The 17,291-nt window shown below is 60.6% G+C and carries 18 protein-coding genes; 15 read left to right on the top strand and 3 right to left on the bottom strand.

Annotation, left to right across the window (positions count from 1 at the left end; genetic code table 11):
* Positions 1-15: 15 nt before the first annotated feature.
* Together XH90_RS13025 and XH90_RS13030 are read left to right on the top strand one after the other, a co-directional pair.
* A complete protein-coding gene (locus tag XH90_RS13025) occupies positions 16-1,269 on the top strand; it encodes a glycosyltransferase family 87 protein (RefSeq protein WP_194481859.1) in 1,254 nt (417 codons plus the stop codon).
* A 279-nt stretch (positions 1,270-1,548) separates the two neighbouring features.
* Entirely contained in the window at positions 1,549-1,722 is a 174-nt protein-coding gene (locus XH90_RS13030; RefSeq protein WP_194481860.1) for a hypothetical protein, read from the top strand.
* Between the two features lie 62 nt (positions 1,723-1,784).
* On the opposite strand, the gene XH90_RS13035 is transcribed toward XH90_RS13030, so the two are convergent.
* The 3 genes from XH90_RS13035 to XH90_RS13045 all read right to left on the bottom strand — a co-directional run bounded on the left by XH90_RS13035 (position 1,785) and on the right by XH90_RS13045 (position 4,232).
* Complete coding sequence (locus XH90_RS13035; protein ID WP_194481048.1) at positions 1,785-3,413, bottom strand: IS66 family transposase; 1,629 nt, start codon at positions 3,411-3,413, stop codon at positions 1,785-1,787.
* Between the two features lie 70 nt (positions 3,414-3,483).
* Positions 3,484-3,831, bottom strand: a complete 348-nt coding sequence (gene tnpB / locus XH90_RS13040) for an IS66 family insertion sequence element accessory protein TnpB (RefSeq protein ID WP_194481050.1) — start codon at positions 3,829-3,831, stop codon at positions 3,484-3,486.
* Positions 3,828-4,232: a transposase gene (locus tag XH90_RS13045; RefSeq protein WP_194481052.1), complete on the bottom strand. Its 405-nt coding sequence runs from the start codon at positions 4,230-4,232 to the stop codon at positions 3,828-3,830. Before XH90_RS13045 ends, tnpB begins: the two co-directional genes overlap by 4 nt.
* 603 nt (positions 4,233-4,835) lie before the next feature.
* On the opposite strand from XH90_RS13045, the gene XH90_RS13050 reads away from it, so the two are divergent.
* The 13 genes from XH90_RS13050 to XH90_RS13110 all read left to right on the top strand — a co-directional run bounded on the left by XH90_RS13050 (position 4,836) and on the right by XH90_RS13110 (position 16,934).
* Entirely contained in the window at positions 4,836-5,051 is a 216-nt protein-coding gene (locus XH90_RS13050) for a hypothetical protein (RefSeq protein ID WP_194481861.1), read from the top strand.
* Between the two features lie 135 nt (positions 5,052-5,186).
* Positions 5,187-5,402, top strand: coding sequence for a hypothetical protein (locus XH90_RS13055; RefSeq protein ID WP_194481862.1), 216 nt, complete (start codon positions 5,187-5,189; stop codon positions 5,400-5,402).
* Between the two features lie 72 nt (positions 5,403-5,474).
* Positions 5,475-5,981: a prepilin peptidase gene (locus XH90_RS13060; RefSeq protein ID WP_194481863.1), complete on the top strand. Its 507-nt coding sequence runs from the start codon at positions 5,475-5,477 to the stop codon at positions 5,979-5,981.
* A 1-nt stretch (position 5,982) separates the two neighbouring features.
* Positions 5,983-6,939 (top strand): Flp pilus assembly protein CpaB, encoded by a 957-nt coding sequence (gene cpaB, locus XH90_RS13065; RefSeq protein WP_194481864.1) that lies wholly within the window; start codon positions 5,983-5,985, stop codon positions 6,937-6,939.
* Entirely contained in the window at positions 6,939-8,135 is a 1,197-nt protein-coding gene (locus XH90_RS13070) for an AAA family ATPase (protein WP_194481865.1), read from the top strand. Before cpaB ends, XH90_RS13070 begins: the two co-directional genes overlap by 1 nt.
* The gene (locus XH90_RS13075; protein WP_194481866.1) at positions 8,132-9,562 is read left to right on the top strand and encodes a CpaF family protein; all 1,431 of its coding nucleotides are present in this window, start codon (positions 8,132-8,134) and stop codon (positions 9,560-9,562) included. The genes XH90_RS13070 and XH90_RS13075 overlap by 4 nt, the downstream gene beginning before the upstream one ends.
* Complete coding sequence (locus tag XH90_RS13080) at positions 9,559-10,491, top strand: type II secretion system F family protein (protein WP_194481867.1); 933 nt, start codon at positions 9,559-9,561, stop codon at positions 10,489-10,491. The genes XH90_RS13075 and XH90_RS13080 overlap by 4 nt, the downstream gene beginning before the upstream one ends.
* On the top strand, positions 10,488-11,390 hold the full coding sequence (locus tag XH90_RS13085) for a type II secretion system F family protein (RefSeq protein ID WP_194481868.1): 903 nt from the start codon (positions 10,488-10,490) through the stop codon (positions 11,388-11,390). Before XH90_RS13080 ends, XH90_RS13085 begins: the two co-directional genes overlap by 4 nt.
* 73 nt (positions 11,391-11,463) lie before the next feature.
* On the top strand, positions 11,464-12,804 hold the full coding sequence (locus XH90_RS13090; RefSeq protein WP_194481869.1) for a pilus assembly protein TadG-related protein: 1,341 nt from the start codon (positions 11,464-11,466) through the stop codon (positions 12,802-12,804).
* A 421-nt stretch (positions 12,805-13,225) separates the two neighbouring features.
* Positions 13,226-13,663 (top strand): hypothetical protein, encoded by a 438-nt coding sequence (locus XH90_RS13095; protein ID WP_194481870.1) that lies wholly within the window; start codon positions 13,226-13,228, stop codon positions 13,661-13,663.
* A gap of 556 nt (positions 13,664-14,219) precedes the next feature.
* Positions 14,220-15,881 carry a type II and III secretion system protein family protein gene (locus tag XH90_RS13100; RefSeq protein WP_194481871.1) on the top strand — a complete coding sequence of 554 codons (1,662 nt, stop codon included), beginning with the start codon at positions 14,220-14,222 and terminating at the stop codon, positions 15,879-15,881.
* 12 nt (positions 15,882-15,893) lie between these two features.
* Positions 15,894-16,295, top strand: coding sequence for a hypothetical protein (locus tag XH90_RS13105; RefSeq protein WP_194481872.1), 402 nt, complete (start codon positions 15,894-15,896; stop codon positions 16,293-16,295).
* A 102-nt stretch (positions 16,296-16,397) separates the two neighbouring features.
* Positions 16,398-16,934: a tetratricopeptide repeat protein gene (locus tag XH90_RS13110; RefSeq protein ID WP_194481873.1), complete on the top strand. Its 537-nt coding sequence runs from the start codon at positions 16,398-16,400 to the stop codon at positions 16,932-16,934.
* Positions 16,935-17,291 lie beyond the last annotated feature (357 nt).

The raw sequence follows: 17,291 nt of genomic DNA on the forward strand, positions 1-17,291 counted from the left end.
ATGAAGTCATCGGACTTGGCCGAATTATTTACAGGAAGGCAAACGAGGTATGCGCGCTATCTTATAGAGGTCCTGACGGTTGTTCTTCTCCTGATGACAAGCTGGTTTTCCCGATGGGGGAGGTGGCAGAATAGGAAGATCCTCGATTTCGATACATTTTACATTGTCGCTCAAAGGGTTTGGCATGGCGACGTCGAGCGGGCCTACTATATTGATCAAATGCTCAGGATGGAGATGGATGCGTCCGGCGGACCGTTTAAACCCATGCCCTGGACATATCCGCCCCAGTTCGATTTGCTGGTCGCTCCCTTGGCCCTCCTGCCTGTCGGAGGGGCATACTTCCTTTTTGTTGCGGCAACGCTAAGCTTCTACCTTCTGATACTTAAGGCGATTTCCCAGAGCGGCTTCACGCTAATATCGTTCCTGCTTCTGCCCAGTTTGCTGATCACGCTTATCGGAGGTCAGAATGGCTTTCTGACGGGGGGGCTTATCGGCCTTGCGTGTCTGACAATCGAACGACGGCAGGTAGTGGCTGGACTGAGCCTTGGTGCAATGGTGGTCAAGCCACACCTTGCTGTCGCTTTCGCTGTGTATGTCGTATTAGCACGCCGCTGGATCGCGCTTGTCATAGCAATTGGTGTGGTTCTTTCGAGTTCTATCATTTGCACCGTATTGCTCGGCCCCGGTATCTGGAGCGCCTTCTTTGTAAGCGTACACGCTTCCGCTGATTCGCTTGCCCGCGGCGGCGTCTACCCATTGTATCGAATGGTGTCGGTCTATGCTGGGCTCCGAACAGCCGGATTTCCCGCTTCGCTGGCGTTTTTGGGTCAGGTCGTCGCGGCGATCCTTTCCCTGTTCATTATCGCCTTCGTGCTCTACCGCAGACTACCGACGCGCTGGTGCGTGGGTCTGGCGGCGGTTACCTCGCTGTTGATCAGCCCTTACGCGTACGATTACGATTTGCTTATCCTCGGTATGGGCATTGCCATTTTGCTGCCCGAAATCACAAGGCGGGCAAATGCGGGTGAGCGCATAACCATATACAGCATGATGCTGTTTGCGGAATGTTCGGGAGTCCTCCAAGCTTTGCGCGTGGGAACTCTGAACGAAAACGTTGATTTGATCGAGCATCAGGTTGCTTCGTTTGGCGGCTTCGCCGTTGTAGGGCTAGTTTTGTTGATACTTCGCGTTCTGTTGCGAGATGCCGGCCCGGGTGCTTTGTGCAAGAATGAAGTACCTGCTCACGGCGCGGAGGTCGGAAGCAATTAGCTCGTTGATTCGGGTCTCCGCGGCGAGCCCTCCGCTTGCAACCGGTGAGCTTTATTCGCGCTAAAGACGGTAGAACCGTTTGATCCCAGGGCTCGCCCTCCCTCGCAAGACGAACAGGCGGCGGTGGCCGAAACGCAGCAACTCGTTGGCGAGTTTACGTAACCAGCTGGAGCTAGGCAGAACCGCGTCAGGCGAACGGCTGGAGCGATAGCGCGATCTGCTTCAACGATCCACGATTGAGCAGGCCCGCAGGCCGGCACCTCCACGTTGGATCAGCCGGTGGAAAGGTTCTCCCTTTCGGTCGAAGACATCGCGCAGGTCATTCCGGCAACCGATCGCGTCTTCGCGATCCGGGGCCTGAAGGCCGGTCGGCTGATGATGACGGCCTATGCGCCGACAGTCAGGTCGTCCACCGCGCCAACGTCATCGTGGACCAGACCCAGGGACTGGTGAAGATGTACCACGCCGAAGTGAGGATTATGGTAAGCATCCGGTGAGTACCGCGGAGCGGTTATTCAGGCGGCTTGGTTGACTTGGTTGTTTCGGTTGCGCCAATTCCAGGGCAGAAGTTCGTCGAGCTGTTGGAGCGGATGTGCAGCGATGCGCGCCAGGACGTCGGCGAGCCAGGCTTGTGGATCGACGTCGTTCATTTTGGCTGTGACGATGAGGCTGTACATCATCGCGGCCCGGTCGCCGCCGCGGTCGGAGCCACAGAACAGCCAAGACTTCCGCCCCAAAGCGATGCCGCGCAGGGCTCGTTCGGCGGCGTTGTTCGACAGGCAGATGCGGCCGTCCTCAAGGAAGCGGGTGAACGAGCCCCAGCGCTTGAGCATGTAGTCCATCGCCTTGGCAACGTCGTTGCGCCGAGAGAGCTTGGCGCGTTGCTCACGCATCCATCCTTCCAAATCGGCGGCGAGCGGCGCGCTGAGCTCCTGGCGCACGGCCCGGCGCCGCTCGGGCTTCTCGCCGTTGATGCCGCGCTCGATCTCGAACAAGGCATCGATCCGGCGGACTGCTTCCAGCGCCAGCGGCGAGATCACCGCAGGCTTTCTGCCCTGTACCTTGCGGCGCGCATTTTCCGCCAGATCAGCCATTACGAAGAACGGTCGCCGGGCATGGACCCAACACGCGGCTTCCAGGATCGGACCTGCGTTGCGGCCCGCCTCGTAAAGCTTGCCATAGCCGCTATAGGCATCGGCCTGGAAGATGCCGCTGTAGCCGGCTAGATGGGCTTGGGGATGCTCGCCGGCGCGATCGCGCGAGTAATAAAACACTGTCCCCGGCGGGGCTTGGCCGCCAAACGGCTTGTCGTCGCGCACATAGACCCAGATTCGACCGGTATCGGTCTTGCCTTTGGCCAGGACCGGCACCGTCGTGTCATCTCCGTGCAATCGCTCGGCGCTCAGCACGTGGGCCTCGAGGCGCTTGAACAAAGGCATCAGCGCCGCCGTGCAGCCACCAACCTGGTCGGCCAGGGTCGACAGGCTGAGCGGCACGCCCTCTTTAGCATAGCGCTCGGCCTGCCGGTTTAGCGGCTGGTGCTGACCGAACTTCTCGAACAGCACCATTGCCAGCAAGCTGGGGCCGGCCCAACCACGAGCGATGACGTGGAACGGCGCCGGGGCCTGGCTGATTTTCTCGCAATCACGGCAGCTGAACTTCTCCCGGACGTGCTGGATCACCTTCCAGGATTTCGGGATCACCTCCAGCGTCTCGGTGATGTCCTCGCCAAGCTTGGACAGCCGCAAACCGCCGCAGCAGATGCACGACGTCGGTCCCGGCACGAGCACCCGCTCGCGAGGCAGATGCTCCGGGAACGGCTGGCGCGACGGCCGCTTGCGCGTGAACGAGGCCACCTTTGTCGTCTTGGCCGCGGCCATTTCGGCAGCGAGTTCGTCCTCAGTCGCTGAAGCCTCGAGCTCCTCCAACGTCAGTTCGAGCTGATCCAGCAGCCTTGCGGTACGCTCCGAGCGAGGGCCATGGCGATCACGGTTCAGCTTTTTGATCTGCAGCTTCAGGTGAGCGATCAGCGCATGGTCGTCGGACTGCTGGGCGCGAACGCTGGCGAGTTCGGCACGCGTCGCCAGCAACGCCGCTTGGAGCGCCTCAATATCTTCCGGCAGCTTCTCGGGACCGTCACCCATGCATCGATGGAATCACAAAAACCGCGATTTGGCGCGCGCTTTTTGCAATCTCACGGGACTATTGCGCAACCTATCCGGCGCTCTGCGGCCGCCAGCTGTGTTGCGGATTGCGCCAGTCGATCGCCTCCAGCAAATAGCCCATCTGAGCTGCCGTCAGCGACACCACCCCATCCACCGTCGCGGGCCAGATGAAGCGCCCATGGTCCAGCCGTTTGGCGTAGAGCGATAGCCCGATCCCGTCGTGCCAAAGCGCCTTGATCAGTGTGCCAGCACGACCACGGAACACGAAGACGTCGCCGGCAAAAGGATCTCGCCCCAGCCCCTCCTGCACCAGCAATGCCAGACCCTGCATGCCTTTGCGCATGTCAGTGTGACCGGTCGCGATCCAGATTCTTGCCCCTGCCGCGATCGGGATCATCGCCGCTCCAGCAGATCCAACACGCGAGACAACGCGGTCATATCAACGCCGGCGTCCACGATCACCCGACAGCCCTTGCCGATGACAATCTCCATGCGTCCGCTCGCTGGCCCCGCCAAAGCTATTGGCGGCACCGGCGGTTGGTCCGCCATCACCGTCGCAGGCACAAAGGCTGGCTGAGGCTGTTCAATGTCGTTCGTCCGCGCCCCAAACGATCGTCGCCAAGTCAACAAGAGCGAGCGAGAGATGCCATACCGTCGTGCCGTCGACGAGACCGCGCGCGGTGCTTGCAAACTCTCCAGGACGATTTTGAGCTTCTCATCATCGGTCCAGCGCCGGCGGCGGCCGGTCTCGACAACCTCGAACCGTTCGATCTGAGTACTGAATTTATTGCTGTCCATAAGGGCTGTTACACAGCACCTGCATCAACCCGACAAGGCGGCCCTCACCGGAGGGAGACGGATTATGTCGGCTTTTTCTGCACCAGAATCTCCTGCGGCCGCGCCGACTTCGATGCCAAGCCGCTGCCTTACGGGGCGACGCCGGAGGCCCAGCAGCAGCGGAGCGAGGGCAGCAGCGCCACGCCGGCGAAAGAGTCTCCGTGACAGACGGCCTGGCAGGGCCGGCCGCGGCGCCAGGCGCATAGCCGTTGACGCCTGCGGCCTGCCGGCCTTCGGAATTTCCGCTTTGCGGAGCCGCGGCGCCCCCGACAAGCTCGGGGGCGATCATGAGGCTTGTTTTGTCTGCCGCTCACCTCGGCTCATGTGGGCTGTTGGTTTGCCTATTGCAGGTGCAATTAACCCGCAATTTAACGGGACTTTGCCTTTTTAACCGCCTGACGGGTTCGGGTTCCCGGCCGTAATCTTCCGGGGCGCCCCGAGTAAGGTTAAAAAACGATTAGCAGGTGACAACTTTCAGGAGAAATATTAGAGTTTTAGCAGTTGGCTGAATTTTATTGCCAACGCTAATGACCAGTTAATCTTAGTAACGAGGGATATTCCACTATGCTGAAATATTACATCAAGACCACCGAAGCCCTGAAGCAGCTGCGTTCGGACACGCGCGGTGTCGTGTCGTTTGAGTACGTCATCGTTGCTGCGTGCATCGTCGCTGCGGTGGCGGCCGCATTCGGTACGAGCGCGGGAACGGGCATCGGCAAGGCGCTGTCCGATGCAATCACAGCTATCAGCGGCAAGGTAACCACAGCCGTCGGAACCTGATGTTCTGATCGAAAGGCGGGACATTGGGATTGTCCTCTGTCCCGCCTCACTCGCATGCGTTCAACTCATTTTTTTTTAAGCGATTAAGTTGGCGGGGTTCTCGTCAAAGAGTTTTCTGGCGTCGGGAAACTTTCCATGTTTACGCACCGGTTGAAAATAATAGCCGCGTTCAAGGGTCTCGGCACCGACAAAGGCGGTGTGGTGTCTTTCGAGTACGTGGTGCTTGCGGCTTGCATCATCGCGGTTGTGGGGAGCGTTTTCAATAACGGTGCAGGCGGGGTTATCAAGAATACGCTGACGACCGCACTAAACACCATCGTTTCTGCACTCAATGCTGCTGTTGGAGGATAAAAATGGCTGCTGGACTGGTGGAACATTTTCTACCACCCGATTCGTAAATCCCTCATTTGAGGCCAGCGTTTGATGAGTTCTATTGCTTGGATCACATATATTCTGGAAGTCTTGTTGTTGCTTCACGTCGCAGCTTCTGATGTGGCGACACGACTGATCCGGAATGAGATCTGTCTGGCGCTGGCGCTCCTTGGAATTATCAGTCAGTTTGCACATCCGGCCCAGCTCGTTGAGTCATTATTCGCTGCTGTCGTCCTGTTTTCTCTTCTGTTCGTCGTCTACTTGCGAGGATGGATGGGTGGCGGCGACGTCAAGCTGCTGACCGCTCTGGCGGTCGGACTTCCCTTTAGCGACATTATTCAATTGTTGACCGTTACTGCGCTGGCCGGCGGTATTCTCGCCATTTGGCACGTGATGATGCGGAACCTGCCTTATCCCCGGCTGGCGCCCGCCGGTTCGTCGCTGGTGCGCCGGGTCTACGCGGTCGAGCGTTGGCGCCATTTGCGCCACGCGCCGCTGCCTTACGGTGTTGCCATCGCCTGCGGCGGCATCTGGGCCATTTTCAGTCGAGGATTTTGACATGTCATCCGCTTTGCGCATCTCGATCATCATGGTGTTGTTGCTTGCAACAACGGCGCTCGGGCTCATTGCCTACAACATGAACCTGCCGAGACAGGTTCCCGCGCAGGTTGCCGAAAAGGGTCCGGCCGCGCCCGCCACGGTCGGCTATTTCGTAGCGGCCCGGCCCCTGCCCAAGGGGACATTGGCCCGCCAGGAGGATTTCACGCTCCGCCAGGTGCCGCCCGAGCGCGTCCCGACCGGGGCGATCCTCGAAACACCTGAATCCACCGCCGGGCTTCCCGGGTCGCTGGTTCGCAAGTTCGTCGATGCCGGCAGCCCTATCACCTTGCAGGACATCCTGCGCCCGCGCGATCGCGGCTTCCTCGCCAGCGTGCTGGCGCCGGACAGCCGGGCCATCAGCATCAAGGTCGATGAGGAATCAGGCGTCTCGGGCTTGGTCAGGCCGGGCGACCACGTCGACGTCGTGCTGACCCAGGTGTTCGAGAAGGCGGATCCCGCGCGCCGCGCAATGAGCGAGACGGTTCTGCGCAACGTCCGGGTCATCGCGATCGACCAGGAGATCGTGCAGGGCGGGCGCGGAATTGCCTCCGTCGCCGGCAAGATGCCGCAGACGGTGTCGTTGGAGCTGACCCAGGAGCAGGTCAAGAAGGTCACGGTGGCCAAGCAGCTCGGGACGCTGTCCCTGGCGGTACGGGCGGCGATCGATCAGTGGGACAAGGGTGACACCGGCGCGATTTCGAGCTGCGACGTCTCGCCGGAGCTTGCGCGCCAGAATGCCATCGCCGGCCAGCGGACGGCGGTGGTGGTTCATTCGGGCGGCGAGGTCAGGCAATACACGGTCAGGAAGCAGGACGCCGAAGACGTCGATGCGGCTGTGAGCTGCGATGGATCGGAAGCTGCGGAGCGCACCGCAAGCGCCACTGGCTACGCCGCCAGGTTGCCGGAGAAGCATTGATGAACATGGCCGTGATCACTCCGCCCGAAGAAACGACATCCATCGTCACCCGCAACCGGATCGTCTGTTTCGTCAATGACGAGGTCAGTGCAGGCGCGCTCGGCAAGGGCCTCGAAGGCAGTAATCTCGCTGTCAGGCACGGCACGATCCGCAATGCCATCAAGATGCTGGAGACGGACACCGATCTGTTCGCCCTGGTGGCCGACATCAGCGGCATTGACGATCCGTTTCCCGAGCTGGAACGCCTGGCCGGCGTCTGCCCGCCGGATGTCCGCGTGGCGCTGGTCGGTGACAACAGGGAGATCACTTTCTACCGTGAGCTGATGGAGCTCGGCCTGACCGAGTATCTCCCGAAGCCGCTCACGCGGGATATCGTGCTGGACCAGCTCCGTCCGAAATTGCTCGGGGACACCTCGCACGTTCAAGCCGACCGCGGCGGGCATGTAGTCTCGATCTGCGGCGCGCAAGGCGGCGCCGGGGCGACCAGCATCGCCATCAATCTCGCGCTCCAGGTCGCCGAGACCACCAAGGCCAAGGTCGCGCTGCTCGATCTGCATCTGCAGGGCGGCGAGACGGCCGTGATGCTGGGCGTTCGTCCCGGGCCGGGGCTGCGCATTGCCCTGGAAAATCCGATGCGGGCCGACACCCTGTTCATCGAGCGCGCGGCGATCGAGATCAACGAGCGCGTGTCCCTGATATCGGCCGATGAGGAGCTCGATGCGCAGCTCGACATCACAGAGGCCGGGGTGCGGCATGTACTCGGCCTGCTCCGCCAGCGCTTCAACTACGTCATCGTCGACATGCCGGTGCCGTTTCCGCCGTCGATGCACCCGGTCATCAGTCTGTCGCGCCACGTGCTGGTGCTGCTGGAGGCCGAGGTGACCGGGTTGCGCAACGCCCATGCGCTCCGCACCGCGGTCACGAACATCGCCGGCAAGGACCGCGTGTTCACGCTGCTCAACCGGGCCGATCGCGCCGGCGGGCTTCCGAGGCCCACGATGGTCAAGGCGCTGGGCGCCGAACCGGACATGGTGATCCCGGATCTCGGCAAGGGCATGACCCAGGCGGTCAATCTCGGCATCCCCGCGCTCAAGCACGTCAGAAGATTGCGGCGCCACCTCGCCCCGATCGTCCGGGAGATCACGGGTGTCGGCGCCGAGCAGAAGGGCCGGCTGAGGAGGCTGATCGGGCTATGAAGAAATTCGGTCGACGCCCGGACGACATGCCGGATCGCGTACCCGTTCCGGCGTCGGGTTCTCCTCCGCCGTTGCCGGGCGCGGCGACGGCAGGTCTGCCGTCGTCACATCAGGACGTGCTTGCTTCGGCGCCCGTCGTGCTGACGAGGCGCGAGGAAAGCGAGGTTCATCACCCCGTGATGCCTGCGTCGCTGCGCGAACGGGTCATCGAGCAGATCGATCCCGCGGCGGCGGCGACCGTGTCGCGCGATATCCTGCGGCGGCAGGTCGAGGAGATCATCCACGGCATCGCCAACCATGACCGGCTCGAACTGTCGGGCCGCGAGCAGATTTTGCTCGCGGACGAGATCGCCGACGACATGACCGGCTACGGCCCGCTGCGTCCGCTCCTGCTCGATCAGACGATCAGCGACATCATGATCAACGGTCCCAGCAACGTCTATGTCGAGCGAAGCGGCAAGCTGGAGCGGATCGCGGTGCGGTTCCGCGACAACGACCACATCGCCTCGGTGGCGCAGAAGATCGCGGCTCAGGTCGGCCGGCGCGTCGACGAATCCAGCCCGATGGTGGACTGCCGCCTGCCGGACGGCAGCCGTGTCAACATCATCCTGCCGCCGCTCGCGATCCACAGTCCCTGCATCTCCATCCGCAAGTTTCCCAGTCGCCGTCTGGACATGGCTGGGATGGTCGATAACGGGTCGATGACCCCGGCCATTGCGCAACTGTTGGAAATCGCCGGCAGGTCCCGGCTCAACGTCCTGGTCTCCGGCGGCACCGGCTCCGGCAAGACCACGCTGCTCAACGCCATGAGCCAGTTCATCGATCCCCGGGAGCGCATCGTCACCATCGAGGACGCAGCGGAGCTGCAGCTTCAGCAGCCGCACGTGATCAGCCTCGAGACGCGCCCGCCGAGCCTCGAGGGCACCGGGCAGGTGACGCAGCGCGATCTCCTCTGGAACGCCCTGCGCATGCGTCCCGACCGGATCGTCGTCGGCGAGGTCCGCGGCGCCGAGGCCTTCGACATGCTCCAGGCCATGAACACCGGGCATGACGGCTCGATCTCCACCGTGCACGCCAACAGCACCCGCGATGCCCTGACCCGCGTCGAGAACATGGTGCAGATGGGACAGGTCAATCTGCCGTCGCGGGCGATCCGGTCCCAGATCGTTGCCGCGCTGGATCTCATCGTCCAGGTCGAACGCATGCGCGACGGGCAGCGCCGCATCGTCCAGATCACCGAGGTGATCGGTCTGGAAGGCGAGGTGATCACGACCAACGACATCGCGGCCTTCGAGTACAAGGAAGAGGACGTTCACGGGCGCATATCGGGGGCATACCGGTCGACGCACGCGGTTCCGAAATTCAAGAGCCGTCTTGTCTATTATGGACTCGATCGGGATTGGGACGAGGCAATGAGGCACATATGATACCGCAATCCGTGATCGTAGCGGTTCTGATGCTCCTGCTGTGCGCGACGGCGGTGTCGCTGTGGCTCGACGGACGGCAGCGGCGTATGGAACGCCAACTGACGACGGCCTTGCCCAGCTCACTTGCGGCAAGTTTGCCTTCGATCCGTAGGCTCGAAAATGGCACCCGCTCGCAGTTTTTGCATCGTCTCGCCAACTATCGTCCGGGCATCGTTTATGCGTGTCACCCGGCCTACGTGCTGCTTGCCGGCGTGGTCGCAGCGTCAGCGATCCTTTATGCGAATCGTCTGTTTGCGTTTTCCTCGCTTTATGTTTCGATCGCAGCTGCTATCGGCGCGCTTGTAGTGGTGCGAGGTCTATTTGGGTGGCAGCAACGCAGCTTTGCCAATCGGCTTTTCCGGCAGCTACCTGACGCGATTCAACTCGTGACGAGCACCGTTCGAGCCGGGTTACCCGTCAACGAGGCTTTTCGCGCCATCGCTCGCGAGATGCCGCAGCCCACGGCGGGACAGTTTGCCGTCGTCTGCAGCGAGCTGAGCGTCGGAAGACCTCCGGAGGAGGCCGTGGAAGCCGTTTATCGGCGAACGCAGGTGGCCGAGTATGCGATGTTTGCGGTGACGCTTGCCGTCCAGTTGAAGTCGGGCGGCAGTCTGGCCGAAACATTGCAGATTCTGGGAGAGACCGTGAGTCAGCGCGTCGCGCTCGCCGCGCGCGCCAAGGCGCTTGCAGGAGAGGTCATCTTTTCCTCGCGCGCGTTGTCGATGGCGCCGCTTCTCGTGGGTGGTTTGTTATACATGATCAATCCGCAATCCATTGATCTGTTGTTCTATGATCCGGTTGGAAACACGTTATTGGCTTACGCCGTCGGCTCGGTGCTCGTCGGGCATTTCGTGATAAGATGGATGATCCGGCGGGAGACGGCACTATGACGGCCGGTCTCGCATTTGTTGCGTTGGCGATCGCCGCGGCGGCTGCAACCTTCGTGTTGATCATCCGCGAACTGCACCTCCGCACCCTGGATGCGCGCGTGTCGAATGCAGTGCTCGGCATCCCCGATCGATCGACGCGTTCGAAGGATCTGATGAGCTGGCTGTCGTCGATCGGTACGCGGTACAGGCGGTTCTACGCCGAGGAAAATCTGGACCAGCTGCGAGCGGTGCTCCAGTCGGCAGGCTTCAATCACTACCGGACGCTCCCGGTCTGGATCGGCGTCAAGATCGTCTGCATGTTCCTGCTGCCTGTCGTTGTCTTTCTTTTCGTCCAGCTTTCGGGAAGGCCTTTCGGGGACGTGCTGATCTTCACCCTGGTCGCAGTGGTGATCGGTATCATGGGCCCTCGGCTTACACTCCATATGCTCAGGCGGCGTTTCGATGCTGCCATTCGGCTCGGCACGCCGGATATGATCGATCTGCTGGTGGTCTGCAGCGAAGCGGGCATGGGGCTGGAAAGCGCTCTGCAGCGTGTGGCGGAGGAAATGTCCGACACCAACCCCGCCATGGCCCGGGTTCTGTACGGCTTGCTTGACGATCTCCGGATCCTGCCCAGTCGCGCCGAGGCCTTCGAGAAACTGGGAGCCACCTCCGAGGGACTTCGCCGCTTCGGCACCATGGTGAGCCAGAGCCTGCAATACGGCACGCCCCTTGGTCAGGCTTTGCGAACGATCGCCGCCGACCTTAGGCGCGAGCGCATTACCAAGCTGGAGGAACGGGCGCACAAGCTGGGCGCCAAGCTCACCATTCCGATGGTGCTGTTTCTGCTTCCGGCGATGTTTGTCATTCTCGGCGGAAGTCCGTTTCTGCATCTCATTCGCACGTTCAAGCAGATTTAGGTACGGGAAAGTCATGGGCCGGGTTAGCTCTCCGAAAGCTGTTCAGAGCGTTACGAAAACGATCTTGCGTTTGATGCGCGACAAGCGCGGCGTAAGCGCCCTCATGTTCATAGTATCTTCGATCGGATTTATGGGCATGGTTGGATTCGGTATGGAGGTCAGCACTTGGTACCTTGAGCGAAGACATGGACAGAATACCGCCGACTCAGCCGCGATTGCCGGTGTTCTCGCGCTCATTCAATCAGGCACATTTGCAAGCGCACAAGCCGCAGGCATCGATATGGCGACAAGCAACGGATATACGTCGGGGGCAAACCAAACGACAGTTACTGTACAGCCTGGCACATACAGCAGTGGCTTCAGCGCTGATGGAAGTGGAGCCTGTTCACCATCCTGCAATGCTGTCAGGGCTACCATCGTTCGTTCAGTGCCTCGCAGCTTTACGGCTCTCGTCATGGGATCGGGCTCAACGAACGTTACTGAAGTGGCGACTGCCGAGCTCGCGACGTCAGGGCCAGCATGTTCGTTGGCTTTAGCGGGCGGACTCGCTTTCAGCGGCAGCGCGGCAGTCACCGCAACGAATTGCTCTTTGGCGTCTAATAAGACAGGTCCTCAGTCCATTTCTTTCAACGGCGCTGGGGCTAATAAGACTCAGGCGAACGCTATTCTGGTAGGAGCGGGCGGTTGCACTCAGTCTGGTAGCGGTAGTCCCTGCACTCAGCAGGGCAGCCTGATGTATCAGCCGCCTTCGCTAGATCCGTATCAGGCGCTCTTAACGGATTCCTCCGCTATTCCCTCTGCGGTGAACGCCACGAATTGTAGCAGTAGCAAGACAGCCACTTCTCCTTATGTTATCTCCCCTGGCGTGTTCTGCGTCGGAGCCGATCTAAAAATTAACAATGCAGGCAGTAGCCCTCCAGGGCCGCCGACAGGGACGCTACCGTCGGGGACCTATTTCTTCTACAATTCATCAGTCACCGTGTCGGGCGGAACGCTCATTTGCAATGGGTGTACTTTTATTTTTACGGGCAGTTCCGCCAGTAAACTCGGCCAATTGAGCATTACCGGGGGAACGGTAACGATGACCGCGACGAAAACCCCTGCTTATGCTGACACCAATTACAAGGGCATTTTGTTTTATATGGACTACCGATATCCGGAACAGAAAGCAGGATCTTGCGGGAGCACGCAGGTCACATTGACGGGCAGTTCGACCGTCACATTGAACGGGGGAATGTATTTTCCCAATGCGAGCGTCTGTGTAACGGGCAATGCATTCGCTACCGCAGAGAGCTGCTTCTCGTTGGTCGCTTGGTCTGTGTACTATAATGGCAACGCAACTGAACAGCTAAGCGGATGCAGCACTACCGGCACGCAGACCGCTCAGGTGCGGGCTGTCAACCTCGTCCAGTAGAGGCAACCTATGAGGCGCCTTAATTTCGTACGAAATCAGCGCGGAGCGGCCGCATTTGAGTTCGTCATGATTGCGGTGGCGTTGTTTACGTTGCTGCTTGCCGGTGCCGGCATAGGCGACGTAACGCAACGAGGGATCGCGATACATGCGGCTGTTAGGGCGGGCGGAGAATATGCACGCTTTTTCCCCACCGATCCGGTGGGCATTCAGAATGCCGTAATAAACGCTCTTCCCTCAGGCTGGACATTGAGTGGAACGCCTGCCGTGACGTGTTCCTGCGCTGGAGTAGCGACAGGATGTACGGGGATTGCGACGGGCACCACCTGCAATCCGCCATTTTTGGTTACGGTCTCAGCGAGTATGCCTGCGACCAGCGTGAATGCTCTTCTCTGGTCAGGATCGTTCAGTAACAGAGCCAGCTATGAAGTTCGTGTTCAATAAAGGTCGTGATAGGTTGGGGGCTGTCTCGTTTGAGCTGGTGCTCGTCTTCATGATGTTTGTCTTGATCTTCATTGCAATAAGTGATGTCGCGCGATTTTACGTAACAGCGAATTCGGTTCGCACTCTGTCAAGTGAGTTGGTGCGGCAGACCCTTATCTACTGCGCGACCCAGTCTCAATCGGCGGTATGCGCGTTGCCAGCCACCGGAGCGAACAGTGTCGCTACCGCAGAGTCGGTGGTGCCGTTTCTCAGTACTTCCGGGTTCGCTGCAACACCTTCGGCTTCTCGATCCGCGATGAATACCAGCACCGGGGCGATGAGCATAACTGCGAGCGCAAACTACAATTTCAGCTTCATGCTGCCAATATGGAGGGGAACCGTCAGCCACGTGGCTCAGAATACCCTTGCAGCATACTGAGACAAAATCGCAGTTTAGCTTTGCGTCCGCAATTCCAGCTTTGCACTGCCTCCAGGCGGGGCAATGGAGACATTACGCCGCCGACTATTGACGATTTCGGCTTACCCGAAATTCGGCGCGAATCGCGCCCTATTAGTCGCGCCGCGACCACGTTTATTTCGACCGACGCACGTCTGCGGGACTGTGCTAAAAGCCAGCTACAACATCTTAAGGTACGTAGTTATTCTTCCGTTCCTATGTGAGAAGTGGTGCTTCCTGGCAACATTCTCAGGTTTTCTATGGCGTTGCGGCGCTGCGGTAGGGGTCTCGCCTTGCCAAGGGCGCGAAGGATTGCTGATGATCTCCAGGCCGCCGAGCGCGGCCGGCGGGCCTTGGCCCCCGGGCGGATACGGGAGTGATTTTAGGCCCGATGTGTTCGCCGGAAAGAAAATAACCGGTAACGGTTTATAGTGGAACGAATTGTAAGCTCTGTGGCGTTGCGTGCGAAGGAGAGTTGTTGAGGCGCCCTGGAGTGCATCGTTGGGGACAGCCGCAGAATGCGGCAAGGGGTTTTGAGATGGGTGGCGGTCGCGTTTTCATGGGGCCCGGTGGTAGGCGTTTCGCCCTGAGCGTTTTGGCTCTGAGCGCCGGATTTACCTTGGCGGGCTCCGCGGATCACGCCGGTGCAGCCGACCGGCGGGTGTCCGGCGGTGGTGTGTTCGTCAGCGAGATGAACGACGTCCAACGCATCAAGGTGATCGTCAACAAGTCCAGGACCTTCCGGGTCGAACAGGCCTTTGCGACCATCGTGGCTGGCTCGTCCGACATCGCCGACGTCAAGTCGCTGAGCGACCACCTGATCTACATCCAGGGCAAGCAGACCGGCACCACCAACGTCATTCTTTTCGACTCCGCGATGAAGCAGATCGGCATCCTCGATGTCGAGGTTTCGATCGACACCAACAGTCTGCAGCAGAACATCCGCGCCAGCACCGGCTCGCAGGGTATTCGCGTCTCCTCGTCGGAGGGACAGGTGGTGCTGAGCGGCACGGTGGTCGATGCCGTCGCCGCCGAGCGGGCGATGGCGATCGCCACCGGCACGGTCGCCAAGGGCGGCACCGTCGTCAACGCGATGAGCGTCGCGGCGCCGCAGCAGGTGATGCTGGAGGTGCGCTTTCTCGAGGTTAGTCGCGACGCCGGTCGCAACTTGGGCGTCAATCTCTATGCTGCGAATGCCAATGGGACGAATGTCGCAAATTCGGGGCGCGGCGGTGCAACTAGCGCGACGGTCCGAGAGCCGATCGGTGGGATTAACACAATCCAAAACCCCAGTGGTAACACCGGCGGTTCTCCTGTTGGTGCTTCTCCTACTGGAAGTCTTCCGATCCTCGGAACGCTCGGGACGCTCGTCGGCACTGCAGGCGGCGTTGCTCCGGCCCCGTTCGGAAGCTTGCTAACCAGCATCATCAGGACCAGCAACGGCGGCTCGGTGGACCTGTTGATCTCTGCGCTGGAAACCAAGGGATTGGCGCGCCGGCTGGCTGAGCCGAACTTGACCACGCTCTCCGGGGATGCCGCGCGCTTCCTGGCTGGTGGCGAGTTTCCGGTGCCGATCCCCAACACGACGACGAACGGTTTTCCGACTGTCACGATTGACTACAAGAAGTTCGGTGTCGAGCTTGCTTTCGTTCCCACTGTCCTCTCGCGTGGCGTGATCAACCTTCGTGTCGAGCCATCGGTGAGCGAACTTGATTTCTCCAACGCAGTGACAATTCAAGGGACGACGGTTCCTGCGCTGACGCGCCGCGACGCGCGGACCACCGTGGAACTGCGCGACGGCCAGAGCTTCGCTATCGCCGGCCTGCTCCAGACCCGTAACCGCCAGGACGTCTCGCAATTGCCCTGGATCGGCTCGGTGCCGGTGCTCGGTAGCTTGTTCAGCAGCAAGTCCTACCAGCAGCAGGAGACCGATCTCGTCATCATCGTCACGCCGCATCTGGTTGCGCCGGCGGCGCCGGGGCAGCGACTGGCCTCGCCGCTGGATTCACGGCTGCCGGCCAATGACGTCGATTTCTTCCTCAACGGCCAGATGGATGTCCGCAAGCGTTACGATGACTACGTCAATTCCGGCGGCGAGGTGAAGGGGCCTTACGGCCACATCATCGCGCCCGAGATCCGGACGCCCGTTCCGCCCCCCGCCGCGGCTGTCGACCAGCCCGTCGTGAAAACCCTCAACTGAAGGACGCGGGAGATGACCATCAGGTATCTGGCTCTGTGCGCGCCCTTGCTGCTCGGAGGATGTTACGGGCTCGCCGGACATGACGAGGTGGACCGCTATTTCCAGCGTTCCGACACCATCACGATGAGCGCCGGCGATGCCAAGCAGGTCAACGCCGTCACCCACACCATCACGCCGTGGCCGCGCTACGTCGGCGACACCAGGATCGCCACTGACGCGCGGCGAGCCGGTGCTGCCGTCACCCGCTATGGCAATACCAGGCAGCCGGTGGATCAGCTTCCGGATATGGGAGATCCCACCAAGGCGATGGGCCAGCGGCCGCCAACCACCCAGAACGTCAACATCGAGGGGTTGGGGGCGGGCTCGTCAGCCGGTGTCTCAGTACCGGTGGGCGGCGCGGGGGCCGGAAGGTAAAAGCTGAATTATTTGAACGATATAGCTACTGCAGTGGGTATTTTGCAGAATGTGGCTGCGAGCTGGCTGAGGCCGCTGGGAGCCGGCGGGGGACAAGGATCGATGCGGCGTCTCATCATGATGCTGACCTGTTGCTGGTTGGGAATCGGCCTTGCCGGGTGCGACTACACGGTGCGGGAGGCCGCGATCGTGGCGCCTGTCGATCCGCCGGGCGGCGATCCCGTGCAGGAGCCGACCGACGTCAAATACTATCCCTCCGACGAGCCGGTGCGGCTCGGGCTGGAGCAGTTCAACCGCGGCAATTACGGCATCGCCAATCGCTATTTCAGGGACGGCGTCGAGAAGGCGCCGAAGGACCTGACCGCGTGGACCGGCCTGGCCGCGAGCTACGATCGCCTGCACCGCTTCGACCTTGCCGACCAGGCCTACGCACAGGCGATTCGCCTCGGCGGCGAGACCGTGCAGATCCTGAACGATCAGGGCTATTCCTACATGCTGCGCGGCAATCTGAGCGCGGCACGGCGCAAGTTCGAGAAGGCCTATGCGCTCGATCCGGGCAATCCGGTCATCGTCAACAACCTCGAGCTGCTCAACGGCAGCCGCCGGTTCATTGAAAGGTCGCCCAACAACCAGCCTTAGACTGATTGGCTGTCGATGCGATAATCATCGTCACTTGCTGGAATTTATTTAAATGCGTTGTCTGCGCAGCATCTACGCGTAAAGCTGGCGTGTTGCCTTGCACTGCAACCATTCGAACTGCCGCCACGACTGGCTCCAATTGCGGTCAACGAACTAACGTTATTCTGGTTGAGCCCTTCTCGGAGCCTTTTAGCTTGGCATTACCTATCTCGCCCCATTTCATCATTACAGGATTACCGTCCCACAGCCGTTCTTTTGTTTTTTGCATCGGATAGATTTTAGTGCTTCTGCGCGTTGCACGGGGGGGGGGGTGATCCCGATGCTTAGAATTGCTGATTTCAGTCTGCTGAATTGGCC

Origin of the sequence: Bradyrhizobium sp. CCBAU 53338, assembly GCF_015291665.1 — a bacterium.
Taxonomy (GTDB): Bacteria; Pseudomonadota; Alphaproteobacteria; order Rhizobiales; family Xanthobacteraceae; genus Bradyrhizobium.